Raw genomic sequence first — 25,065 nt, forward strand, 5'->3', positions numbered from 1 at the left:
TGATTTTCAGCTTAATTCATCACGCCGATTTTTTGGATGGGCCAAGCACGAAAAACGGCCGAACCAATAATATCCTTTTCGTCGATAAATCCAAATCTTCTGCTGTCATTGCTTCTTAAACGATTGTCGCCTAGAACAAATACTTTACCATCAGGAACCTTTTCTTTTCCTGTGATTTCTTTTAATGTGAAATCTCCGGTAAAACGGTTCAAATAGGAATATTGCTTTTTCAGCTTATTTAAGTATGGCTCTTTATACGCTACTCCGTTTATATACAGAACATCATCTTTCATTTCTACTGTATCGCCCGGCAGTCCGATCACGCGCTTAACATACACCTCATCAGAATCCGGCGCATGGAACACCACAATGTCAAATCTCTTTATATTTTTCATCTTGTTTACAATCAACTTATTTCCTTCTTCCAAAGTAGGAGACATCGATTCTCCTTTTACTATATAAGGAGAAAAAAGAAACGTATGAATGATAAACGAAATGATTAGCGCAAACAAGATCGACTTTATCCAAGAAAGCCATTCCGATTTTGGATTTGACATTTCATTCTCCCTTATCCAAATAATTTTTCTTCCTGTACATTTTCATCATAGAGGACAGATTGCAAAAAGTAAATACAGAATTTTCACCCAACACCGTCAAGAACAAACTTCAAGAATCGACCTTTCACGCCGGCATGAAAAAAAGAAACAGCTGTCTGCTGCTTCTACAATACTTTGCTTAAAAACGATTTTGTCCTTTCATGTTGAGGATGATCGAACAATTCTTGCGGAGTATTTTCTTCCACAATATAGCCTCCATCCATAAACACAACCCTGTCCCCTACTTCACGAGCGAATCCCATTTCGTGGGTAACGACCACCATGGTCATTCCCTCTTGAGCAAGCTGTTTCATCACTTCCAACACTTCCCCGACCATTTCCGGATCCAAAGCTGATGTCGGTTCATCAAACAGCATGACTTTCGGTTCCATCGCAAGAGCTCTGGCAATCGCAACACGCTGTTTTTGCCCTCCGGACAACGAATGAGGATATACGTGCGCTTTATCGGAAAGACCTACTTTCTCAAGCAGCTCCATCGCTTTTTTTTCTGCTTTCTCTTTGCTCCATTTTCTTACGATGATAGGAGATAAGGTAATATTCTCCAGAACGGTTTTATGCGGAAACAAATTAAATTGTTGAAACACCATGCCTACTTCGGTGCGAACTTTGTTAATATCCGTTTTCTTATCTGCCAAGTCCATGCCATCAATAATCACATGTCCTCCAGAAATGGTTTCCAACATGTTCAAGCATCTCAAAAAGGTGGATTTTCCCGAACCGGAAGGACCGATCACCACTACCACTTCTTTCGGATGGATGTCAATCGAAATATCTTTCAATACTTCTATATCGCCATAGGATTTTTTGAGTCCTTTTACCGAGATCATTCTTTTTCCAACCTTCTCTCTATATAATTTAGCAAGTATGTTAACGAAAGAGTGAGAATTAAGTAGATGACTGCCACTGTAATATACGGCTCCCAAACACGGTAATATTGCCCTTGAGCAGCCCGTCCCCAATACATTAATTCCGGTGCGGCAATAATGGCAGCTAAAGAAGAATCCTTCAATAACGTGATAAATTCGTTTCCAAGCGGCGGAATCATTCGTCTAAACGCTTGCGGCAAAATGATGTGCCACATCGCTTGAACATGCGTCATTCCTAATGAACGAGCCGCTTCCATTTGCCCTTTATCGATCGATTGAATACCGGCCCGAAAAATCTCCGCAACGTATGCGGACGAATTTAAAGATAAAGCCACAATCCCTGAGACAATCGGATTGACAGGAGACATAAAGAGCGGCATGACCCCGAAATGAATCAGCAAAATTTGCAAAAACAATGGAGTTCCTCTGTAAAAGTTAATGTGCCAAATAAAAGGAAGCCGCACCCATTTGTTGGACGCCATTTTTCCAAGTCCAATCAACAGCCCGAGAATCAGGCCGATCAGCACGGCAATCAAGGACATTCCGATCGTTAATAATGTACCTTTTGCAAAATACGGCAAATATTCTCGGATGATATCAAACTGAAAATCCATCATTCTTCTCCTTTTCTTCCCGTGTTTTCATAAAGCAAAAATCGGCTGCGCCCAAAATGAGGCGGCAGCCTTGTTCTTTTGCCACATTCGCATGCTGAAAGTTATGATTTCGCTTTTTTTAGAACTTCCATATCCGGCTCTTTTCCAAACCATTTTTTATAAAGTTTTTCATAGGTGCCGTTTTCCATCACTTTGTCAAGCGCTTGATCAAATTTCGGCGTCAACTCGCTGCCTTTAGGAAATGCGATGCCGTAAAATTCGGATTCAAAGTTTTTGCGGTCCGTAATGACCTTTAAATTCTCTTTTGGATGGTTTTTTACATATTCATTGGCAACGACATTATCGATGACCACTGCATCCACTTCTTTATTTTTCAAAGCCATAAAGGCTACCGTTACATCCTCGTATTTTTTCACATTCTGACTGTTTTTCCCTAATATTTTTTCAGCAGCATCTTGTCCAGTCGTTCCGTTTTGAACGCCCACTTTTTTTCCTTTTAAGTCCAAAGCATTTTTAACATTGCTTCCTTTTTTCACCACAATGACATTGGCTGCTTCAAAATACGGGCGGGAGAAATCATACGTCTTTTTGCGGTCATCATTGATCGTAATGCCGGAAATAGCCAGATCGGATTGTTTGTTTTCCAAATTGGCCAACATGGAATCCCAGCCTTCATGCTGCACATCGACTTGATATCCGGCTTCTTTCGCCACCGCATGGATCAAATCGATATCAAATCCGGTCACTTTCCCTTTCTCCATATATTCAAATGGGGCAAAAGCGGCATTTGTTCCTACCTTTAGCGTTTTGATCTTTCCATCAGAATCGCTTTTCCCTTGGTTTGATCCGCATGCCGCCAGCAAAAACACGAAGCAAACCGCAAGAAGCAACGAAAACTTAGCTCCTACTTTATTCATAATTATGCAAACTCCTTTATTTTTATTTGTTGTCAAGTTACTAAAATAATAAACCGAAACCCGCATTTTTTCAACGTTTTTTTTCTATTATTTTATTATACATTATTTTCAAAATGTAATGATTATAAATTAGTGCCTTCAGTTCTATGTATCACATATATACATGGAGATGTTCTCCCCCTTTAAGGCATCTTATTCCGGAAAATTCCGATTTTTCTTTTCCTTTTTCTCTATAATGGCATGTTCAGCACAAAAAGAAAAGGACTATTGAATGAAAAACAAAAACGATTAAATGAGCCCAAAAACTATTTATTTTTGCTCATTTCAAAAGAATAACGTATGAAAAAATGGATTTTCACTTAATTATTTTCCTATTTTTTCATTTTTGTCCTTTCGTAAAAGAGCCAAGTTCCCGATAAGGTGAAAGCACCCGGGAATATTTGAAAAGCGCGCTTTTCAGAAAGGAAAGGAAAGGAAAATGGAATCGTTTGAGCAGTTGGCTGAAAAATATTCACCCATGATTCACGCCATTATAAACAAACTGCACATTTATAAAAATAAACAGGAGTTTTATCAAGTCGGATTGATTGCCCTTTGGGAGGCGCAAAGAAATTTCCAGCCTGAAAAAGGAGCTTTTGCCAGCTACGCTTATTCATTCATTAAAGGAAGAATGCTGACCGAATTATCCAATTCCAGAAAGTGGGAAGAAGCGGCATCTACTTTATTAGTGGAAACAAATGCCGGATTTTCGGAATTTCCCGCAAATGATGAACCATTTGAAAAAGAAATCCTGCTATCGTATTGTAAAACACTCACGTCTAAACAAAAGTTTTGGGTCATCGCTTCTTTTTACGATGGATTGACAACAAAAGAAATCGCTCATAAAGCAAGTGTATCCGAAAGCGCGGTGAAAAAATGGAAGAAAGGTGCGTTGGAAAAACTAAAACAACAATTCAATCCCGAAACGAAAACGGAAATAAAGAATAGTAGAGGAAATCGATTTTAATAGTAAAGAACCAATCTATAGAAGGAAGTAGAATCGTGATCCTGCCGGACGAATCAGCTTTTTGGGTTGACCAAAACTCCATGGAACGGGGATCGCAGGCGACTGTCTCATGGAAAAAGCCGGCTTTTTAGGCCGGCCTCAGAGTGTAGACAAAAGGCATCCGAATGTGCGCTTTCGGATGCCTTTTGTCACTTTTATGCTTTCAAATGTTTGGAATAGACCCCTCCAGGGGTCTATTTTATGTTATTGCTGGACTTTTCCATGTCCAGCAAGCCATCTTTTTCAAATTCATTGCAGCAAAAGTTAGCATCGCCTGCATGGACAATTTTTTTAGACCTCTTAAGGTTGTCCAACGCATACCATGCTTTTCCTTTGCATCAGCAAAAACACGTTCAATGGTTTCTTTCCGTCTTGCATAAATGCTCTTATTCTCTTGTGTATGCCGAAGATGATCAGCTTCCTCTAAATAAAATTCCCATACATGTCGCTGAATCAGTTTTTTATGCTCCTTACTTTGGGTGCACTTCGAAAGGAATGGACAATCTTTACACTGGACTGGATCAGAAAAATATTGACGATAGCCTTCCTTCGTCGTAGTTGCATATTTTAACACTTGTCCTTGCGGACAAAGATAACAATCGTAGTATTCATCGTAAACATACTCATGTTTTTTGAAATAACCATCCTTTGTACGAGGGCGAGTATAAGGTAAAGCAGGGGTCATATCATTTTCAAATATGTATTGGGCAACGGCGGGAGTTTTATATCCAGCGTCAGCAGCAACTACAACCGGTTTTCCATGTTTTTCTATGACTTTTTCAAGAAGTGGCTCCAATACGGAACTGTCATGAATATTCCCTGGCGTTACAATAGCCCCCAAAACAAAGCCATTTCGATCCGCAGCAGCATGGAATGAGTAAGCAAACTGTTTTGTTCGCTCGTCTTTTACGTAGTAACCACTTTCCGGATCAGTGGTACTTTCTTTTATTTCTTTATATTCTTCTTTCCCAAATTTATCTGGAGGAAATGGCTTTTTTCCATGTGCTTCTCGATCAGCATTTATCTCATCTTGTAGACGTGCTTGATAGGCTTTCGTTTCTTTTCGAACCACTTTCTTCTCAAATTTATGCTTATTCGCACTCGCTTTGACATGAGTAGAATCAATAAAGACATGCTCACTGCTTATCAGCTTCTTATCTGCAGCTTCTTTCAAAATGCGATAGAATATCTGTTCAAATAAGTCTGTATCCTTAAAGCGTCGCTCGTAGTTTTTCCCAAACGTTGAAAAGTGAGGTACCTTATCATAAAAACCAAATCCAAGAAACCAACGGTAAGCCAGATTCGTTTCGATTTCCTCTATAGTTTTTCGCATGGAACGAATACCGAAGGTATATTGGATGAAAGCCATTTTAATCAATACAACTGGATCAATACTTGGTCGACCTCTTTCCGATGAATACATGTCTTGAACAAGCGAATAGATAAATGAAAAATCAATAGCAGCGTCGATTTTACGAACCAAATGATCTGCAGGTACAAGTTGGTCTAAAGCTATCATTTCTATTTGATCACGATTCATCTGTGTATTTTTTGTTAGCACTTCATCCACCTCAATTCATTACGGTATCTTAATTATACAAAAAAAGACTGTCGGCAAATCCGGTTTTTTCGGATTTGTCGACAGTCTGAAGCCGGCTTTTTAGGCCGGCCTTTTTTATTGTAGTTGTCCTACCCAAAATTCTTTCTGCGGCATATTGTGCATCCCTCTTGCGGTCACATGGGACACAACATAATACGCTCCTTTTTCGGCAAATCTTGTCTGGACCGAATAAATCCCGTCTTTCTCATGCTTACCCGTTAACATTTTGTGATTGGCTTGTCCTTTTTTCCAAATTTCAAACTTTACTTCATCCGCGTCATCCACCTTCTCTCGCCCTTGCGTCACCACCGCTTCCACTTTCACTTCTTGATTAGGCTGAATCGCCTTCGGCAAACGAATGGACACATCGAGAGGAATGGGAGTGCTGCTTGCTTCGCTCTTCTCCGTTTTTTCCTTGCCATTTCCCGAACATGCCGTGGCAACCAGCCCAAACGCAACTATAAAAATAAGAAGAAGCCGTTTTCTCATCTTATCCAATCCTTTCTCTTCCAAGCGGATGTTTTTATCGCTGGTAAACAAATCGGAAAATTCAGAATAAAAGAACGATAAGACACTTCCGCTTGTTGTTCCTTTAATCTTTCTCTAGTTATTGATTAAGAAAAAATTCCATTTCATTGCATCCACTAAATATTCGCTGTGAAATCTTTGAAAGGGATTTCCTTTTGGAACAAATTTTAGGAAAATTTTTCCACTTTGTCAAGAAAAGGGAATATCTTCCTTATTATTAAGCAAAAATCATAGCCTCTATCCCATAACAATCATCGTTTCATAGCTTTTTCTTTAAAATGGTGAAACCCTTAATCGCCAAAAAGTGCGACGACATATGCAATAAACCAACGTAATCAACAACCTAAAACTTCAAAAGAAATACAGCTTTTGAAACTCTCTCTTTCCTACTATATATTCGATAAAACTCGCTTCATCCCTGCCGCAATACGTGAATGCGGAGTTCTCCTTATCCCTCTACGTTCAGATAAAACAACCTTTTATGAATTGGTTAAATAAAATTTATTCTATCTTTATATCCCTCTGCGTTCAGATAAAACTTTATGATCCATTGCAAGAAACAGCAATAAAAGCATCTTTATATCCCTCTACGTTCAGATAAAACCTGTGGTCAATCAAAATACATCAAGCGTAGAATAAGACTTTATATCCCTCTGCGTTCAGATCAAATCAATCCTGATCCCGGTCTAATTTTTTAAAAAAGGAATGGCCGGGAGCGGATGGCAAATGATAAACGTTTTAAGCACCTGTTCCCAATCAAGAAAGTTTTTTTCACGTTTCGAATTTTATTTTGAAAAATCGTATCCTCTATTCCGGCATCATATCACTTTTCTGCCCATACAAGCAATTGACAATCTCGCTTTATCAACAACGAAACAAAAGAACGGCATAATTTCTTGAAATTTCCTAAACATATCCGTATCTCATGTCATGTTTTTGAATCGTTTCCCCGGAAAAGATTTGCATAAAAGCTCATCCCATTCCAATATATCTATAGATTCCTTCAAACACAAGATTTTTAAGGAAAAAGAACCAAATCCCCGTATGAATCCAGCGATAATAAGTCATACTGTTCAATAGCTTCTCCGGCCAGCATATATCCAACATCAATTTTATTCCAAACTCTTACACCTTGAATCATACGATACGTCCAATTCAGCTTATACGGATAATAAGTTTCATCTGTTATTATTTTCATCGGAACATAAGCATTGTATTTTAAAACAGGCTCATCCTCGCAATCTCTCAATTCGACAATCTCACAACGGTCGATTCGAACCAAATCTTCCCATCTTCCCAAGCTTAAATGAGTGGTGTTTGTTTTTATGTTTCGTTCAAGATCCAATAAGACCTCATCTTCTGCTTGAACATGAATCAGTAATTCAATGTCATAAAGCATATGTACATAAATCGGCATCGTGGTCACATCTGCCAAATTGAATTCGAATCCCAGCCCGTCAAAAATTAAAGCAAATTCCTTCGTACGATCATTCTTAAAAAAATAATGAGTTTGGTAATCCGTCACTAACGAATCATATTTTCCTTGAACGCTGATTTTCATCGGGATGAGAGAATTTGCCCCCATCACCGCATGAAGCATTCCTTTTACCGTTGAATAGGGAGGAAGAGGATACGTTTCTGATACTTTGAATGCAAATGGCTTCTTATAACAAGCTGTTTGCTGATATAGTTCTAAACGAAGAGCCTTCATTCATTGTTCACTCCATAGTAGGATCGAACCTCATTTTTCATGGCAGCAAAAAAGTCTTCGATGGAACCTGTTTGGCTGCTGTTCACTAAACCATTAAACTCTGTTTCATTTCCAAATACGCCCGAAACATATCCAATATAGGTTTGCTCTCGGATGGATTGACCGGTAAAAGTTGTTTCTAATACATCCTTTAATCCTTTAACATTCAGTATCCAATGATGAGCTTTGTTCTCTAGCTTGATCCTCCCCAAAAAAAATGGGTTAGCAACCGGATACAAGCCGCCTATGATAAAAAGAGGAGCTAAGCTTTCTTGACGGCCACGGATATTGCGGTTTAGTAATTTTATAATTTCCAGCAACTGCTCTACTCGATTGGAACGAGTTTCTGTACTCAGTTTTATCTCTCCATCGATCCCTACTCTGTCTAAGTCGATCGTCACCGTATAAGTGTAAAAACTTTCATGATGTTCAATGTTGGCAAGATTAGGATTTTCATGAATCCGCTCCGCAAGCCCCATATTATTGAGAAATTCCATATCGCTGCGGTATGGTTCAAGGGAGACGGCATGGGAAAGCCGGACAACGGCCGACCGTTTTTGAGAGGTTTTTCCCGTTTTTAAATAACCGAAAAAGTCCATTTCAACGGAATCGGCAATCGTCACATCTTCCCGAAATTGCAATGTTCCTTTTGTCTTATCAACCGTTTGAAGATTCCATTCAAACCACTCGTTTCCAAGACGGACAATATCGTAACGAATGCTTTGTCGTGAAGCAAAAGTCAGTACGTCTCCATTTCCTCTGTGAATCTTCTTTAATTCCGCAATGTTGGCAACCCCTTCTCCATAATTTAAAGAATTGGCTTGAAACACAACGGTAAAAGATAACGCTTTACCCACTTGTCACAGCTCCTTCGTTCTTAGTTTGTTCTTGTCCTATCAGGCCGGCGATAAAGGCACTTGAAATCGTTTCAAAATCCAGCCCTTCTTCTTTAAACGAATCTATAAAAACGGAAGATACATCAAGCCCGGAAGCCAAATAAACACGGAAAATCATCTCCATAAATCCTCTTATATTCCCCGCTTTCGCTTCATTAAGCAAACGATAGGCAATCCCGTCTATCTTTTTCTTCCCGCCGGCTCGATAACGCCTTCTCTCTTGTCCATCCATACGTTCTTTCATTAATACTTTTCGCAAATGACGACCGAGATCATAAACATCAGAGATCGTTTTATCATGATTCGTCATATTTTCTGCTCCTTTTTTTGCCTCGAGAATTCGTTTTCGTTCACGTACTGCAAAAAAAGCTCCCCTTGCATGATGAGGATTCTTAATGGCCATTCGTAAATAGGCAAAAATCGTTTCTTTCGGATCAATCCCTTTTAACACCGCTCTAAAAAAGGAATCTTTATGTTCACGGTAATAAAGAAAATCCAGTGATTTTCCATGTTCCGCAACATATTGGGCAAGATAGGCCGGTATGTGATAACAATCCAGCAGCGTTTTTTTCATTTGATAATTGGAATACACTTCAAGAAACAAATAAGAGTTTTTGATTTTTTTCGCTTTATCCGTCGATTCTCGTAAAAGACCAACAATGGCTTCCGCAAAACTTAAACCTTCTCCTCGAAGCTTTTGATAAGCATGATTTTCTTTAATCACTTCAGCAAAATGTTTTTGCGAAAGAATCATTCCCGCGTAGTGAAGAGTTTCACTAGCTTGTCCATTTCCCAGCCTTCTTGAATAGAACGCCATGCCAAAAGGAGCCATAAACAGGATTAACCTTGCTACAGCACTGATTGGAACCGGCAGATTCTGATCAAAATTCCAGTTGAAATTTACTGCTTTCTTTTTCGAAAATGCTAGAGGCGAAAAAATCATTTCCTCATAAGATTGAGTCGCGATCAATCCTTCTATAAAAGAACAAGGCAAAATTTCATGGCGAAGATAGCTGATGACCTGATCTTTATTTGCCCACTTCTTGATTGTCTTCAACAAATTTTTAAAAGGTTTATAGTCTTTATGTTCTTCAAGAAAAGCAACAATCTCTTGAATGTTCGCCGCCGAATCGAGTTTCTCAGCGAACATCAACTCCAATTTTGCCGGTTGAATAAAATCGGCTTCCATTTGTCGAATATGATCTTCTGTACTTTTAGAATTAAAAACCGGTTGAAGAATGGAGGTTTGTCCATAGAAAGGATTTAAAATGACAGCCTTTACATAATTTAACGTTAGCTTTTCATTAATAAACGGAGTAGAAGCGATTTCTCTGTACTGTTCTATGTATTCTCGAATAAAGGGAGCTTCCTCGGGCTCTTTGATATCTTTTAATCTTTCCAATAATTCCTTTAATCTCTTGCATTCCTCCGTATCAGAGAAATATTTTTCTATTTTTTTATATTGATTGTTCATGTTTTTTCGAACTTCTGCCGCGAACTCCTCTGCCCGTTCCGGTTGTTTGTTTGCTTGGTCGGCATACCACATCATTTTTTTTGACTTCACGTTTTACAACACTGAACTGATCAATCAAACCTCGAATAAATTTTTCAGCAAGCGAGTCAAGAATGTCATCCTTTAACAGAATGCCTGTTGCTGTTCTTGGCAATTCTTCTTCCGAATAAAGCTTAGCCAAACCTATACAACCGGCAGCCATCGGCCACTGCTCTCCATCTACTTGGATCTCCATTCTTACACCTTCTCATACTCGTATTCCACTAAACCAAAATAGGTCGTTCTTTTGCCGATCCCCAATTGGTACAGCAGCTGCAAGTCTTGAGGACTTCCTTCCAACATGAACAATCCCCGGTATGTAGTGAAATAAAGAAAGGAATTTTTTTCTAAATGTCGATTTCTTTCTTTAATCACCATTTTTTTCATATGTATAGGCGAAATATGGATCGGTTCATAAAGATCTCTTCCCGCAAATTGATAAATTTGCAAATTAGCATAATAATTTAGTTCTTTTTCATAAAGAGGATCTGTCGGCGCCAATGGTCTTCCATTTTTATCTTCAATTAAAATAGGGGAGCATGTCCGAAAGACGACCTTACGACTTGTAATGACAGGTTCTTTTAATAATTGAAAGTTCAATTGACGCCACAATTCACCATTCACCGAATATTCCTTTAATTTTCGAAGACCGTTAAAAGCGTGAACGGCAAACTCCATATCAGGACTGCTGATGGTGATGGTGATTCGATCAAGGGTAATCGTGGTGTCACCCAATGTAAAATTGTGCAAATATGTAGAAAACGAAAATGGTTTTATCCTCTTTTCGAACTGCAAAAAAAGCTTGTTGTAATAGGGCTTATTTACCGTGCGCACGGCTTCTTTGATTAAACTGTACACCCTCATTCGGTAAGCTTTTTCAAGTTTGTTGACTTGATAGCTGACAGAAAATCGCATATGACACCTCCATTTTTTACTATTTCAAACTTTTAAATAAAAATTAGCACTTTGTACCTAGTATTTCAATCCTTTATTCCCAATATTTGAATTTATTTTTTATATAAAAATAACTCTTTTGTGAAACATTGGTACATAAATCCTACAGGAATTTTGAAACGATAATATAAACTAAATGTCAATATCATTTCAATCAAAGGATTGACTGGGATATATACCAATCCATTTGGTGAACTTATTATGGTGAAAAAATATGTTCTGCCACACGTGACCCGTACGCAGAATCACGCGTTGTTTCCGTTCTTTCCACCGTTCACTTTGAAACAATCGAGTAGGAGGGGGTGATTAACCCCCGTCCTCTCACACCACCGTACGTACGGTTCCGTATACGGCGGTTCAATCAAGATAAATGACGCAAGAATTCATAACGTTTCTGTAGACTTTTAAGCCCTTGGTTACTCCAATAGGAGTTTCCAAGGGTTCTGTGTAATATGGGACTTTTTGAGATTCGCCAATAACCTTTACGACTGTTCCCCCATTCATAAGCTTTCCATTCAGGAACTCCTAGTTTTATGAGGTTGCGTATCCTGGTCTTTGAGGTTTTCCAGTTTTTCCATAAACACATCCGGAGTCTTCGTCGAATCCAGCCATCCAAATCTTCAAAGATACTCTTTGTGTCTGCTAATGCAAAATATCCACACCATCCAAGTAGATATTGGTTAAGTTTCTTAATCCGATATTCCATTGGGTATGGTATTTTTCTTGACGTGATTTCTCGCACCTTTTTCTTCATTCGTTTTAGACTTTGCTTGGCAATCCGAACTTTTGGCTCTTTTGAAGGTGTAAAACTAAATCCTAGAAACTTTCGTTTCCATGGTCGGTCAACCGCAGATTTCTTCTCGTTGACTTTTAGACGAAGTTTTCCCTCAATAAATCGTTTGACACTAGCCATGGTTCTTTCACCAGCCCGTTTTGACTTCACGTAAATATTACAGTCATCGGCATAACGAACAAATTTATGCCCTCTTTTCTCTAATTCTTTGTCTAGTTCATCTAGTACAATATTCGAAAGTAAAGGGCTTAGGGGGCCACCTTGCGGCGTCCCTTCTTCTGTCCTAGATATCACACCATTAATCATGATACCAGCTTGTAGATATTTGCGGATTAGCTTCAATAGTGGCTTTTCTTTAATAGTCTTGGCTAATGTACTCATCAGCCTGTCATGATTCACTCGATCGAAGAACTTTTCTAAATCCATGTCTACTACCCATCTATAACCATCTCTGATATAGCCTTTTGCTTTCCTAACTGCGTCATGAGCACTTCGATTTGAACGAAACCCATAACTATGTTCGGAGAACATAGGGTCATATATCCTCGATAATACTTGGGCAATTGCTTGTTGAATCAAACGGTCTGTTACGGTTGGAATACCTAGTAACCGAACACCGCCATCAGGTTTCGGGATTTCGACTCTTCGAACAGGCATTGGTTCATAGGTACCCTTGAGAATTGCCTCTTTAATGGATATCCAGTTTTCGACTATGTGCTGACGGAGGTTTTGTACGGGCATCATATCTACTCCATGGCTACCTTTGTTCTTTTCTACTCTTTGTAAAGCTAAAAGCATATTCTCCCGTGACAGGATTTGATTCAAAAGCATTGTTATTCTTCCTTCCGTGAATAGCTGTTCTCTTTATGCCAGTGGTCACTCCACCCTCCAAGAGGTCTCCCACGGGATTCACCGCTTCCTCCCTCAAGTGAGGTACTACGTTTTCTGTGTTCATCATGACTCACTGAATACCAAGGGCTATTCTCTCTTAATTGTTCGGTCCTTCTTAGTTGTTCTAGACCAACTAATACTATGACCTCTGCTGACTTCTGACGGTTCAGCTACTTATCACTAAGTAGGTTATGAAGAGTACTTCACATATCCGCCAGACCTCCCCGGGTAAGTACATGCACTTTCACACCATCTATCCGCCTCATTTACTCGATATGACCTTCGACAGAAAGAGCTTTGTTTTGTTATGCAAACTCACTCAATCATACCTAGCCTTATATGAGGTTCGTGTTCCTCGGACCGGTGTTTTGCCTCCAGCTTCCTTCAGATTCCGCGTCACCACGGACACCCTTGCGTTAAGCTAACTGCTACTTCTGCCTTCGCAGCTCGGGACTTTCACCCTATAGATTACACCCATGCCGGGCGCACACAAAAAAGACGGAGAAAGTGTTCCCTTCTCCGTCTTTTTCATGATCGGTTTATTTGCTGTTGGAAATGATCGCGCCATTGGTCTTTATGACATTTTGATACCAGTAAAAACTTTTCTTTTTGATGCGGCGTAAATCTTTTAAATCAAACTCATCGCGGTTGACATAAATGAAGCCATAGCGTTTGTTGATTCCTTGGTGAGTGCTGACCAAGTCTATGGCGGACCAAGGCGAGTAGCCAAACAATTCTACTCCGTCCGTAATAGCCAACTGACATTGTTCCAAATGTTTGGCCAAGTAGTCTATGCGGTAATCGTCATTTATGACATCGCCATCCTCCAGTTTATCGTAAGCTCCTAATCCGTTTTCCGTCACGATCAACGGTAAATGATAGCGATCGTACAATTCGCGCAAAGTAATTCTGAAACCTATCGGATCGACTTCCCAGCCAAATTCTGTTGTTGTCAAGTATGGATTGGAACATCCTTGATAAACGCCCGGTTCACCAATGACAATGTGCTCGTCTCCGGTGCTGTGCGCCTCTTTTTCCTCTTCGCTTGCTTTGACCGTAATCGAATTATAATAATTAAACGCAATAAAATCCGGATTGGCGCCAGCTAAAATGTCCATATCCTCCGCTTCCATATGAGGAGTATAGCCTTTTTCTTCCATGTATCCCCAGACTGTGCTGTTGTAGCGTCCGAATACCGCCGCATCCAAATAAAGCCAGTTGCGGATCGAATTGAAAGTTTGAGCCGCCAGCACATCTTCCGGTTTGGAAGACGCCGGATAGACATAAGCGATATTAGGAGCCGGCCCGATCTTTGCATTCGGGAGCATTTCATGACAAAGCTTCATCGCTTTTGCTTGGGCCAAAAGCATATGATGATTTTGCTGGTACAGCATTTTTCTTGGATCTTCTATACCGGGATCCGTCGTTCCGATGGCTGAGCCGTGAAGAATCATCGTGTTTTGCTCATTGATCGTCAGCCAATACTTCACACGATCGCCGAACTCTCTGAATAAGGTTCTGGCATACCTCTCAAAAGCGTCAATCGTCTCTCGATTGGACCATCCGCCTTTTTCCTCCAAAGCGTACGGCAAATCGAAGTGATACATCGTCACAATCGGCTCAATCCCATGTGCGATCAGTTCGTTAATCAGATGATTGTAAAATTCAATTCCTTTTCGGTTGACTTCCCCGGTTCCATTAGGATAAATCCGAGTCCAAGCGATGGAAAAACGATAGGCTTTCAATCCAAGCTCCGCCAGTAAAGCGATATCTTCCTTATAACGATGATAATGGTCGCTGGCTACTTTGAAATCCGCTGTCCCTTCCGGATGGAGAGCTTTGTCAATGACGGACGGTCCTTTGCCGTCTTCATTCCATGCTCCTTCAAATTGATAGGCAGATGTAGAAGCGCCCCATAAAAAATCTTTTGGAAAAGGTTTTAACGTTTTATGGTCCATATCATGTTCCTCCAAAATTGAAGTTTTTTATCGCGAGAAAAAGGAACGCCGCTTTTTATACTATATACTCTGAATCCTTTATTCTTCCCATATTCATGATACACCAACAACGGAATGTTAAATTTGTCAAAATTGGCTCTAATTACTCTAACTGCGTAAATAGTCTGAGGCTAAGTTAACGTACAGTTATTCCACTTACTTCCAAAACAAAATGGTTGATCCGTCCATGTATCTAGTCAATCATTGTTTAACGATTCGTGAAACCGCTTACTTATTAAGGCACAAAAATAGACCTAAGGCATAAGTTTCACCGAACCAAAACGATTGCATACGAAATTTATTATATCCATCCATTAACGAACAAAACTCCCCGCCGGCCAGTATATCAATAAAAGATTCCTTATAGGTAAGATTTAAACGTATATTAACGAGCTTAAATATTATGATCGGGAGAAGTTTCAATTCCTAATAGTTAAGATTTAAACATAACCGTAGCAAATTTTGCGGAAAGTCAAAAATGTTTCAATTCCTTATAGGTAAGATTTAAACCTGGCTTCAAATTCTGTTGAGCTCAAGTTAGTTCTGGTTTCAATTCCTTATAGGTAAGATTTAAACTGCTGAAGTCAATGCTAATGACATCCGCAATACAATGTTTCAATTCCTTATAGGTAAGATTTAAACGCGTATTGCATTGGTAATGACACCGTTGTTCTCAAGTTTCAATTCCTTATAGGTAAGATTTAAACCCCAAACATGATTGAATTTAAGGGAATTTTAGCAAACGGTGTTTTTTAAAAACAACTTTTTTAGTTGGAGCAAATAATCAAAATTTCTTTAGTTTTCTTTCTTTTTCTTTCATTTTCTCGGTTTTTCTTACATATGAAAAATGTCGTCGATCTCCGGGGTTTTTTACCTCTTAAAAGGTCGACGACAATGTAAAGGTTCTATACTTTTTTGAATCCCGTTTCTTCTAGATATTTTTGAGTTTGAAGGAGTAAAAAATAACCGAACTTTCGTAAGGTTCTAGTAAAAGTTCCCATTCTTTTTTCAACCTTTGTATAGTCAGCCTGTGAAAATTCTCCTTCCAACACTTAGTTTTGAATCCAGTTCATGTGCTGTCTGCAAATTTTCAACGCCTTTTCCGCTCTATTTACTGTTTCAAAAACTCGTCGGTCTGTAGCAGGTTGAAGAAGGATTGGGGTTGAGTATGCCCCATTTTAGCTGACTCATTGTCAAAACTCTGTTTGAATCAAATCAATGATGAAGAGGTAAAAAATCAGTTCATTTCAGCCATTTCCTACACGGATTATTTTAAAGCTTCACATATACTGCCATAGGGCATATAATCCATAAAATAATTTCACCATGAGAAAAGAACTCTCTTGCTTTCTTTACTTAATTTTTACATTAGGCAATACTTCTTTAAAGACTCTAATAACTTCGTTGACTTCTTCATAGCTGATCGTTAAAGGAGGCTCTATACGAATGGTTTTGGAATTCACAAGGGTTCCGGCCACAAGAATGCCTTTGTCGAACATTGCTTTAGACACTTCATATCCGACTTCGTCTTTATGGAATTCAATACCGATCATTAATCCGATTCCACGAATTTCAAGAACTTTATCTTCATGACCTTTCGCCGCATCTTTTAGACCTTGCAAGAAATACTTACCGACTTCGGCTGCGCGTTTAGGTAATTTTTCTTCTAACAAAATATCTATGGTCGCAATGGCCGCCGCACATGCAAGCGGATTCCCGCCAAATGTAGTTGTATGCATAAACGGATTTGGAAACCAGCTTTTGAATACTTTTTCTTTAGCCACAACTGCTCCTGCCGGCATAACCCCGCCGCCAAAAGCTTTTGCAAGGCAAAGAATGTCCGGTACAACATCATATAATTCAGCAGCAAACATTTTCCCGGTGCGTCCCATTCCTGTTTGTACTTCATCGAAAATGAGCAATGCACCGTATTGATCACATAGTTCTCTTACTTGTTTTAAGTAGCCTTCAGGAGGAAGAATGATCCCTCCTTCCCCTTGAATCGGTTCTAAAATGACGGCTGCTACGTCTTCTCCTACTAAGTGACAAGTTTCAAATGTTTTTCTCATCATGTCAATATCGCCAAACGGCACATGACGGAATCCCGGGATTAATGGTAAAAATGGCTTTCGAAACACGCCTTTGGCGGTACCTGACAATGAACCAAGACTCTTTCCATGGAACGCCCGCGTTGTTGATATAAAAGTCGAGCGCTCACTATACATTTTTGCAAGTTTTAACGCAGCCTCTACACTTTCTGTTCCGCTGTTTGTAAAAAATGAGTATTTTAAGTCTCCGGGCGTTATGTCAGCTAAGATTTTCGCAAGCACCGCGCGAAGCGGATCAAGTAAATCCTGACTGTGAAGAGCTTGACGCTTTAGTTGATCGGTAACCGCTTTGATCACTTTCGGATTTCGGTGTCCAACATTGTAAATCCCAAATCCTCCTAAACAATCAATATATTTCTTCCCGTTTACATCTTTAAAACAGTTTCCTTCATCCGTCCATTCAACGGCCGCAAACTGTCCACCTTGTGTAACCGTTTTGCGGTATTCCAGAAATCCCGGATTAACATGTTCACGAAAGTTATCTACTGTTTGTTTTGTAATCCACTTGGCTTCTTCGCCCGTCACCTCGTCTTTTTCGATAAGCTCCAGTACTTTTTTAATGTATTCCCTTACAGGCACTTCTTTCTGCAATGTTTGATTGTTTTCGATTTCTAGACTCATATTATCTCCCCTTTTTAGGTTTTGTTTTACTTATTTAGAAAACCAGCCAATGGGTTCAACTTGTAAATTAATGTTGATTTGTTTAATTTCCTGGAATTCTTCCAGTCCGTATGTCCCGAGTCCACGTCCGATTCCACTTTGTTTATAGCCGCCCCACGGAGCTTCATTATAAGTGGGGTGATACGTATTGATCCACGTAATGCCTGCTCGGAGCTTTTTAATAACCCGTAATGCTTTTGCACCGTCAACAGTGAACACCCCTCCTGCAAGTCCGTAATCTGTATGGTTTGCAAGTTGAATCGCTTCTCGCTCGTCTTTGAATTTTTGAATAACAACAACCGGGCCGAAAATTTCTTCCTGTACGATCCGCATATCGGGTTTTACATCGATAAATACGGTTGGCTCAACAAAAAACCCTTTATTTAAACCATTCTTTGTGATACGGTTTCCGCCACAAACGAGACGAGCCCCTTCTTTTTTTCCAATCTCGATATATTTCAGAACTTTTTCCATATGTTCTTTGCTGACAAGCGGTCCCATTTCAGAAGCAGGATCATCCCCGGGACCCACGTTGATTTGTTTTGCTCGTTCGACAAATCTTTCAACAAATTTTTCATAAATGCTTTCCTCAACTAATATGCGTGAACCTGCAGAACATACTTGCCCTGCTCCGGAATAAATTCCAAATAAGGCATAATCAACCGCCGTTTCAAAATCCGCATCTGCAAAAATAATGTTTGGCGATTTTCCGCCTAATTCCAGAGAGATTTTCTTCACATTTCCGGCTGCTGCCTTCATGATGTGTTTCCCGGTTTTCGTGCCGCCCGTGAAGGACACAAGGTCGACATCATGACTTTCTGCAATTTCGTTGCCAACGACAGGGCCTGCCCCCAACACCAAGTTGGCAACGCCTTTAGGCAGCTCAATTTCCTCCAAGATTTCAAACAACTTTGTTGGAGTTACGGGTGTCACTTCAGACGGTTTGAAAACGATCGTATTGCCCGCCGCTAATGCCGGAGCGATTTTCCAAACACTCATTAAGAGAGGATAATTCCATGGAACAATCAAACCGCATACACCGATCGGCTCACGTACAACCATCGCTTGCACTGGGTCTGCCACATGATACGTTTGTCCGTCCGGCTTAGTGATCAACCCTGCATAGTAACGGAAGCAAGCTGCTGCATCCCCCACGTCAAAACGTGCTTCTCGAAGCGTTTTACCATTGTCCGTTGTTTCAAGATGGACAAGCTCATCGGAATACTCATCAATTTTATCCGCGATCTTAAATAAATAGGATGCTCGTTCAGATGCAGGCATTTCAGACCAAATGCCGCTTTCAAAAGTTTCTTTCGCCACCTTGATTGCTTCTTTAGTGTCTTCCACTGTCCCTTCGGCTGCCTCGGCAAAAATTTCACCATTTGCCGGATTTATGATTTTTCTCTTTTGCTTATTCCGCGAATCTCTCCACTCTCCATTGATATACATTTTTAAATCAAGCATCATCATTCCTCCTCGTCTTAAATGTATGCAAAACTTATGCCAACAATAGCCAGACGACCGTTATACGTGTAAAAGAGTATTCCAATTAAATACAATTCATGAAATTATGCAATTTTGCATAGGATTAGCAACGTGTGCATACTTTCGCAGGCCCAACCATAAAACAGATACCGGGTACTTGGTATCTGTCGTCACATTTGCAATTCGTCCATTTCCATTTGAGGTGGTGCTGAACGGAAAAATTTTGTGATGTATAGTAGATAGCAGAATCCAATGGCGGCCCAAACCAGACCCATAATGAACGAACTTGATTCTAAATTTACCCATAAGACGGCAACCGACGCTGCTCCTATCAAGGGTGAAACAAGATAAGTCATAAAACCTTTAAGTGTGTTATGTTTCTTTTCACGGATAACAAAATGACTGATCACACTTAAGTTAACGAACGTAAAAGCGATTAATGCTCCAAAATTAATAAGAGAAGTCGCTGTCACCAAGTCAAAGAAAATAGCTGACAAGGAAATAATTCCCACTAATACAACGTTAAAAGCAGGTGTTTTCCAACGCGGATGGATATATCCAAACCATTTAGACGGAAACACATTGTCTCTGCCCATTACATACAAAAGACGGGAAACGCTGGCGTGGGAGGCGAGGCCTGAGGCAAGGGTATTGACAAATGTTATGACTAAAAAAACAGACTGAAAGAGTTTTCCGCCGACATATAGAGCAATTTCCGGCAACGCTTGTCCGGGATGTTTGAACCGTGAAATATCAGGAAAAAACAATTGGATAAAGAACGATGTTGTTATAAATATGATCCCTCCGATCAAAGCAGTAAGGAAGATGGCACGCGGGATCGTTTTGGAGGCATTTTGTGTTTCTTCCGAAAGTGTTGTCACCGCGTCAAATCCTAAAAATGAAAAACAAAGGACAGTCGCTCCTTCTACCAATGCTGTGAATTTCATATCTTCAGTAAAAAATGGCTGTATGGCTAATACTTTTCCAGCACCTTCCCCTTGATGAAGCCCTTTGATCACCAATATGATAAATACGATCATGATCGCAATTTGAATCATTACTAATATCGTATTGAAATTAGCCAGCACATTTACACTCCGTAAGTTAAGAAAAGTTACAATTCCAACAAAACCGACAACCAAAATCCAAGACGGTACCTCAGGAAATAGAGCGGAAAGGTAAATCTTGGCCAATAATGCGTTCACCATCGGCAAGAATAGGTAGTCGAGCAAGGAAGACCATCCGACAAGAAAACCAATATGAGGACTAATCGTTTTTTGTGTATACGTATAAGCTGACCCTGCTTGGGGAAAAACTTTCACCAGCTTTCCGTAGCTCGCCGCTGTAAATAACATTACAGCCAAAGCTACTATATATGCCGTGGGGACATGTCCGTCCGTTATACCGGATACGATACCAAATGTATCAAATACAACCATTGGGGTCATATACGCCAACCCCATCATTACAACTTGCCACAACTTTAAAGTACGCTTTAACCGTGCATCATTCTCCATGTATCATTCCTCCCTTATTGTTTTCAAAATAAATGGCTAGCGACAATGTTTCGATACAAACAACCTGTTAATAAAGAATACCTTTTTATTCTGAAAATTCCGATTACATAAGATATCATGCAATATTCGTGCCAACAATTAAAAATTCATTCATTGCTCCATACTGCCTTACGTGAAAAAGATCTGAAAAAATGAATAGCTTTTTTTGATTCCAATCATTTATTTCTGCATACTTTATTCAGCTTTTAATACTTAATCAAATGAACATAAAAAAACGGAGTACCTTACTACCCCGTTTTACACCGACCATTTATAATGCGGATTATTGTTTAAGGATGTTTAAGGAATTGTATGGATTCATCTGGAATAGGAGGAAGAAAACCGTTCCTGCACTTCTTTTTTGATGTTAATTTTGAGCCTTGCGTTTTTCTTTTAAAGCTACAATACTTGCAAAATCATGTACAAGCGTTGCTGCTAAAAGTGCAGTGATTTGGGTTGGATCGTACGCAGGAATTAATTCTACGAGATCAAATCCTACATAGTTAAAATCTGTAAGTGAACGAACGATTTCAAGGGTCTCACGGCTGCTAAAACCACCTACTTCGAGTGTCCCCGTTCCCGGCGCAAACGAAGGATCCACAAAGTCAATATCAAAGCTTAAAAAACAAGGAGTATCCCCGATGGTCTCTTTCATCTCTTGAACGAGATCGTTTACACCGCGTTTAGCCAACTCCTGGGTTGTAATCACGTTGTATCCAAGTTCAAGGCTGGCACCTATGTCTCCTGGATGATTCAGTGTGCCGCGAATGCCAATTTGAAATACTTTATCCGGTATTAGTAGTCCCTCTTCATGTGCACGCATAAACGGCGAGCCATGCCAATATTTCTCTTCATAATACGTATCCCATGTATCTGTGTGAGAATCAAAATGTATCAAGGCAACAGGTCCATGTATTTTAGCCGCTCCACGCAAATTTGCGAGAGTAATGGAATGATCTCCTCCCAATCCAATCGGAACGATTCCCTTTTTCATAAGATCTAATACGGCATTTTCCATGAGTTCATAACTTTTATGAATATTTTGTTGAATCACCGGTACATCACCAATATCAATGCCGTTCGTATCTTCGAAAGGATATACTTTATGGATGGGATGGTAAGGAAACAATGTCATGGATGCTTGGCGAATTGCCTGAGGAGCAAACCTTGCTCCAACACGGAAGGATGCAGCCGTATCAAACGGCATTCCTAAAATAGCGAGCTTCGCATTCTCACGATAAGCGGGTAACCGCATAAACGAGCCCGTCGAGCAAAACTCAGGTTTTACATCCGGTGTAAGTGGATATTGCATCTGTTTTCATTCCTCCATTAATTGTAGTTATACCAAAATTTATGCAATTTCCATGCCAAGCATTGAGATTCCTAATTTCATATGAAACTTACTTGTATGATGCGAACCTTTTTATCAAAGTTAACCGCCCAATACTTGTGAAAAATTTTTGATTTCACACTACGGACATATGCATTTCTATCGCAGAAATGTTTTTGAATGAAAAAGTTATGCAAAAATGCATAACTTCACAACACTTGCATGATTTTTGCTTCCTTTCGCTTAAAAACTGCTGTTCAATCATAAGTGACTAGCTTTTTTCTAAATTTGAACAACTTGTCGCAACCTTCTTCTTTTGGAAGATTAATACCATGCTATACTTTCGTTTTTCATTTTCTTTTTATTAATAAATTTCTGATATTTACGGCTAACGGAAGATTGACTGATGCCAAGCGCTTTGGCAGCTCTCGTCGTCGTTTTATATTGTTTCATTGCCAATAATATTAGCTGTTCTTCAACATAATCCAGAGCCTCTTGAAGTGGGAGAACCTTAGAAATGATCAGCTTTGATTTGTTGAATTCATTGCCAAGCGATAAAAACTTGCTGACAAATTGAGCATTGATCGTTTCGTCATCGGCGGAAACAACCAACCGTTCAATCATATTTTGTAATTCCCGTATATTTCCGGGCCATGAATACGCTTCTAACAAATTTAGCGCATCAGGTGTCAAATGATAGTTTTTATGATATCTTTCATTTAATTGCTGCAAAAAGTGAAATGCCAGTAACGGGATGTCTTCAGGTCTTTCACGCAGCGGAGGTACGTGAATCGGAATGACATTTAAACGATAAAACAAATCCTCTCGAAACGTCCCTTCTTCAACCATTTTTTCCAACCGCTTATTTGTAGCTGCGACAATTTGCACATTGATTTTGATCGGAGCAGTGCTTCCAATCGGGACGACCTCTTGCTCCTGAAGAACTCTCAATAATTTCACTTGCAGGTGCATCGGCAGTTCACCGATTTCATCTAAAAACAAGATTCCTCCATCGGCTTGTACAAAATACCCTTTTTTGCCATTTTTATCGGCCCCTGTAAATGATCCTTTTGTATATCCAAATAATTCGCTTTCAAGCAAGTTTTCAGGGATTGCACCGCAATTCAGTTTTAAAAATGGCTTGTCCGAACGGCTTCCTAACTGATGAATCGCCTGCGCAATGACTTCTTTTCCTACTCCTGACTCTCCGTATATCAACACGGTCGATGAAAAATGAGCGACCTTTTTTACATGGTTCATAATTTTTTCCATTTTCGGACTGCAATAAATCAATTTTTTGAAAAATCGATCTTTGCTTTTGATGCTGTCCAATTCTCGTTTGTATTGGTCTGATATTTTTTTCATCTCGCGTAATTCTGATTTAAGTCTAGTGGTTTCCGTAATATCCCTTGAAGCAATGATAATCCTGGAAATTTCCCCGTCATCATTGAAAACCGGGTTGCCAACCGCAAGTATTTTCTTTCCGTTCTTTGTCTCTTGAACAACCGATACTTTTTTCTTTTGTTCCATTACAAGCCTGGTTACCGACGGGCTGAACAAACCTGTATTTTCCAACTCCAATAGACTTTTACCTAAAAGTTCTTTTAGATCCACATTCCAAAATTCCGAAATGACATTATCGCTGTAGCGAATGAGTTCTCCTTTATGATTGACAACAAGTATCTCGTCATAAATGGTGGACAAAATGGCATTTAAATCTTTATTCAAATTTTTGATGTCTTCAATTTCCATGGCCATTTCCTCAACCATCGGCAAATCTTGAACAATAATGACCATTCCGTCTACTTCATTGTTAAAATGAATAATCGGACTGTAGTCAACCAGCACGCTCATCTCCTCTGAAATGTGCAACTGGTTTAACACAGTTTCACCTGTAGCAAAAACGTTTTCGATATGTTTTCCGTTGAAAATATTCTCTGCTGGTACATTGAGCACTTTATCCGGAGTTGCCCGAATCATCTTTAATGCCGACTCATTATAATTGACGATTCTTTTTTCACGATCAACAATAAATATCCCTCTTGGAATGGATGTCAAGATGACCTTTAGCAAATCAACGCTTTTCGTTTCTTGTTTAAATAATTCCGCTAAAACATCTTCTCTTCTGATATAGCCAATCGGTTCACCTTTGTCGTTTTGTACAAGCGCGATGGATTCGCCGATAATTTGGAAGAGTACGGGCAGTGAAATGGTTTGACTCAATTTGCACACACTGGTTAGCAAGACGGCACGAGATAGCATGGCATCTGTTGTGATGACCTCATTATGTCCCCCGTCCAACAAAAAGTCGTTAACATATATATAAGCAAATAATTGATTCTTCTTTTTTAGAAAAAGGAACGGTTCTTGACAGTTTCTAATGATGTCGAACCAATCTTCTACATGATTATCGATTGAAACGGAAACGATAGGTTTAATCTTTTTGTCAGAAAGCGAGAACATGTCGCTCATCCCCTCTTGAACATTCTAAAATGATGGTGTCCTCTATTGGCTAAGCAGTTTTATTAATTAGAATGTCAGTTTTATAACTCCACTATTTTATTACTTATTTACACCATGAGAATATACGGAAAACCTTCTCTGAATTATTTTCTTAATTTTCTAAACTTAAATTCATTTTAATTTGTTTGCGTTTAATTAGTCAATCTTTTGTGTTATATTATATTACACAAAAAAACCGGTTAAACGTTAAGATCTGTTAAAAAGCGATTTATCTTGGCAAAAAGATTTCTATTCAGACATATTTTCTGACAAACAAAATAAGAATAATCATTTTTCTTTATCTATAATGTCAATTTATATACCATTATGACGCCTATAATGAACAGAAAGAAGACAAGCCTGAAATCCATAATGGTACAAAAATCTGATTTTTGTTTTTGGTT

The 25,065-nt window shown here is 39.3% G+C and carries 19 protein-coding genes; 1 reads left to right on the forward strand and 18 read right to left on the reverse strand.

All coding sequences use genetic code 11. The annotated features are described in order from the left end of the window. Positions 1–11: 11 nt before the first annotated feature. The 4 genes from lepB to BSM4216_RS13015 all read right to left on the reverse strand — a co-directional run bounded on the left by lepB (position 12) and on the right by BSM4216_RS13015 (position 3,014). Positions 12–557: a signal peptidase I gene (lepB, locus tag BSM4216_RS13000; protein WP_048623965.1), complete on the reverse strand. Its 546-nt coding sequence runs from the start codon at positions 555–557 to the stop codon at positions 12–14. Between the two features lie 164 nt (positions 558–721). Beyond that, a complete protein-coding gene (locus BSM4216_RS13005; protein WP_048623966.1) occupies positions 722–1,444 on the reverse strand; it encodes an amino acid ABC transporter ATP-binding protein in 723 nt (240 codons plus the stop codon). After that, positions 1,441–2,097, reverse strand: a complete 657-nt coding sequence (locus BSM4216_RS13010) for an amino acid ABC transporter permease (RefSeq protein ID WP_003352551.1) — start codon at positions 2,095–2,097, stop codon at positions 1,441–1,443. The genes BSM4216_RS13005 and BSM4216_RS13010 overlap by 4 nt, the downstream gene beginning before the upstream one ends. 101 nt (positions 2,098–2,198) lie before the next feature. Next, positions 2,199–3,014, reverse strand: coding sequence for a basic amino acid ABC transporter substrate-binding protein (locus tag BSM4216_RS13015; protein ID WP_048623967.1), 816 nt, complete (start codon positions 3,012–3,014; stop codon positions 2,199–2,201). Positions 3,015–3,492: 478 nt separating this feature from the next. Here BSM4216_RS13015 and BSM4216_RS13020 point away from each other — a divergent pair, with 478 nt between their 5' ends. Next, positions 3,493–4,020 carry a sigma-70 family RNA polymerase sigma factor gene (locus BSM4216_RS13020; RefSeq protein ID WP_048623968.1) on the forward strand — a complete coding sequence of 176 codons (528 nt, stop codon included), beginning with the start codon at positions 3,493–3,495 and terminating at the stop codon, positions 4,018–4,020. A gap of 238 nt (positions 4,021–4,258) precedes the next feature. Here BSM4216_RS13020 and BSM4216_RS13025 read toward each other — a convergent pair whose 3' ends face one another. The 14 genes from BSM4216_RS13025 to BSM4216_RS13090 form a co-directional block, all read right to left on the reverse strand. Further along, entirely contained in the window at positions 4,259–5,620 is a 1,362-nt protein-coding gene (locus BSM4216_RS13025) for an IS1182 family transposase (RefSeq protein WP_048622333.1), read from the reverse strand. A gap of 114 nt (positions 5,621–5,734) precedes the next feature. After that, positions 5,735–6,148 (reverse strand): FixH family protein, encoded by a 414-nt coding sequence (locus BSM4216_RS15920; protein WP_244878076.1) that lies wholly within the window; start codon positions 6,146–6,148, stop codon positions 5,735–5,737. A 1,057-nt stretch (positions 6,149–7,205) separates the two neighbouring features. Then, complete coding sequence (gene cas5b / locus BSM4216_RS13035) at positions 7,206–7,898, reverse strand: type I-B CRISPR-associated protein Cas5b (RefSeq protein ID WP_048623969.1); 693 nt, start codon at positions 7,896–7,898, stop codon at positions 7,206–7,208. Beyond that, positions 7,895–8,794 (reverse strand): type I-B CRISPR-associated protein Cas7/Cst2/DevR, encoded by a 900-nt coding sequence (cas7i, locus tag BSM4216_RS13040; protein ID WP_048623970.1) that lies wholly within the window; start codon positions 8,792–8,794, stop codon positions 7,895–7,897. The genes cas5b and cas7i overlap by 4 nt, the downstream gene beginning before the upstream one ends. Beyond that, entirely contained in the window at positions 8,787–10,307 is a 1,521-nt protein-coding gene (locus BSM4216_RS13045; protein WP_048623971.1) for a hypothetical protein, read from the reverse strand. Before BSM4216_RS13045 ends, cas7i begins: the two co-directional genes overlap by 8 nt. Beyond that, positions 10,291–10,581 (reverse strand): hypothetical protein, encoded by a 291-nt coding sequence (locus tag BSM4216_RS13050; RefSeq protein WP_048623972.1) that lies wholly within the window; start codon positions 10,579–10,581, stop codon positions 10,291–10,293. The genes BSM4216_RS13045 and BSM4216_RS13050 overlap by 17 nt, the downstream gene beginning before the upstream one ends. A 2-nt stretch (positions 10,582–10,583) precedes the next feature. Beyond that, positions 10,584–11,300: a CRISPR-associated endoribonuclease Cas6 gene (cas6, locus tag BSM4216_RS13055; protein ID WP_048623973.1), complete on the reverse strand. Its 717-nt coding sequence runs from the start codon at positions 11,298–11,300 to the stop codon at positions 10,584–10,586. A gap of 400 nt (positions 11,301–11,700) precedes the next feature. Next, a complete protein-coding gene (gene ltrA / locus BSM4216_RS13060; RefSeq protein ID WP_048623974.1) occupies positions 11,701–12,963 on the reverse strand; it encodes a group II intron reverse transcriptase/maturase in 1,263 nt (420 codons plus the stop codon). 599 nt (positions 12,964–13,562) lie between these two features. Further along, positions 13,563–14,981 (reverse strand): glycoside hydrolase family 1 protein, encoded by a 1,419-nt coding sequence (locus BSM4216_RS13065; RefSeq protein ID WP_048623975.1) that lies wholly within the window; start codon positions 14,979–14,981, stop codon positions 13,563–13,565. A gap of 1,391 nt (positions 14,982–16,372) precedes the next feature. Then, complete coding sequence (locus tag BSM4216_RS13070; protein WP_048623976.1) at positions 16,373–17,749, reverse strand: putrescine aminotransferase; 1,377 nt, start codon at positions 17,747–17,749, stop codon at positions 16,373–16,375. Between the two features lie 30 nt (positions 17,750–17,779). Further along, the gene (locus tag BSM4216_RS13075) at positions 17,780–19,252 is read right to left on the reverse strand and encodes an aldehyde dehydrogenase family protein (protein WP_048623977.1); all 1,473 of its coding nucleotides are present in this window, start codon (positions 19,250–19,252) and stop codon (positions 17,780–17,782) included. A 191-nt stretch (positions 19,253–19,443) separates the two neighbouring features. Continuing rightward, a complete protein-coding gene (locus BSM4216_RS13080) occupies positions 19,444–20,790 on the reverse strand; it encodes an APC family permease (RefSeq protein WP_048623978.1) in 1,347 nt (448 codons plus the stop codon). A 406-nt stretch (positions 20,791–21,196) separates the two neighbouring features. Beyond that, on the reverse strand, positions 21,197–22,141 hold the full coding sequence (speB, locus tag BSM4216_RS13085) for an agmatinase (RefSeq protein WP_048623979.1): 945 nt from the start codon (positions 22,139–22,141) through the stop codon (positions 21,197–21,199). Positions 22,142–22,483: 342 nt separating this feature from the next. Further along, positions 22,484–24,622 (reverse strand): sigma 54-interacting transcriptional regulator, encoded by a 2,139-nt coding sequence (locus BSM4216_RS13090; RefSeq protein ID WP_048623980.1) that lies wholly within the window; start codon positions 24,620–24,622, stop codon positions 22,484–22,486. Positions 24,623–25,065 lie beyond the last annotated feature (443 nt).

Source organism: Bacillus smithii, from assembly GCF_001050115.1.
Classification (GTDB): domain Bacteria; phylum Bacillota; class Bacilli; order Bacillales; family DSM-4216; genus Bacillus_O; species Bacillus_O smithii.

Coding starts and splice junctions, on each gene's coding strand:
- cas5b (WP_048623969.1), bottom strand. CDS start 7,898: ATGAAGGCTCTTCGTTTAGAACTATATCAGCAAACAGCTTGTTATAAG.
- BSM4216_RS13050 (WP_048623972.1), bottom strand. CDS start 10,581: ATGGAGATCCAAGTAGATGGAGAGCAGTGGCCGATGGCTGCCGGTTGT.
- BSM4216_RS13090 (WP_048623980.1), bottom strand. CDS start 24,622: ATGTTCTCGCTTTCTGACAAAAAGATTAAACCTATCGTTTCCGTTTCA.
- BSM4216_RS13020 (WP_048623968.1), top strand. CDS start 3,493: ATGGAATCGTTTGAGCAGTTGGCTGAAAAATATTCACCCATGATTCAC.
- BSM4216_RS13005 (WP_048623966.1), bottom strand. CDS start 1,444: ATGATCTCGGTAAAAGGACTCAAAAAATCCTATGGCGATATAGAAGTA.
- ltrA (WP_048623974.1), bottom strand. CDS start 12,963: ATGCTTTTGAATCAAATCCTGTCACGGGAGAATATGCTTTTAGCTTTA.
- BSM4216_RS13045 (WP_048623971.1), bottom strand. CDS start 10,307: ATGAACAATCAATATAAAAAAATAGAAAAATATTTCTCTGATACGGAG.
- BSM4216_RS13070 (WP_048623976.1), bottom strand. CDS start 17,749: ATGAGTCTAGAAATCGAAAACAATCAAACATTGCAGAAAGAAGTGCCT.
- BSM4216_RS13080 (WP_048623978.1), bottom strand. CDS start 20,790: ATGGAGAATGATGCACGGTTAAAGCGTACTTTAAAGTTGTGGCAAGTT.
- BSM4216_RS13075 (WP_048623977.1), bottom strand. CDS start 19,252: ATGCTTGATTTAAAAATGTATATCAATGGAGAGTGGAGAGATTCGCGG.
- BSM4216_RS13065 (WP_048623975.1), bottom strand. CDS start 14,981: ATGGACCATAAAACGTTAAAACCTTTTCCAAAAGATTTTTTATGGGGC.
- lepB (WP_048623965.1), bottom strand. CDS start 557: ATGTCAAATCCAAAATCGGAATGGCTTTCTTGGATAAAGTCGATCTTG.
- BSM4216_RS15920 (WP_244878076.1), bottom strand. CDS start 6,148: ATGAGAAAACGGCTTCTTCTTATTTTTATAGTTGCGTTTGGGCTGGTT.
- cas6 (WP_048623973.1), bottom strand. CDS start 11,300: ATGCGATTTTCTGTCAGCTATCAAGTCAACAAACTTGAAAAAGCTTAC.
- speB (WP_048623979.1), bottom strand. CDS start 22,141: ATGCAATATCCACTTACACCGGATGTAAAACCTGAGTTTTGCTCGACG.
- BSM4216_RS13015 (WP_048623967.1), bottom strand. CDS start 3,014: ATGAATAAAGTAGGAGCTAAGTTTTCGTTGCTTCTTGCGGTTTGCTTC.
- BSM4216_RS13010 (WP_003352551.1), bottom strand. CDS start 2,097: ATGGATTTTCAGTTTGATATCATCCGAGAATATTTGCCGTATTTTGCA.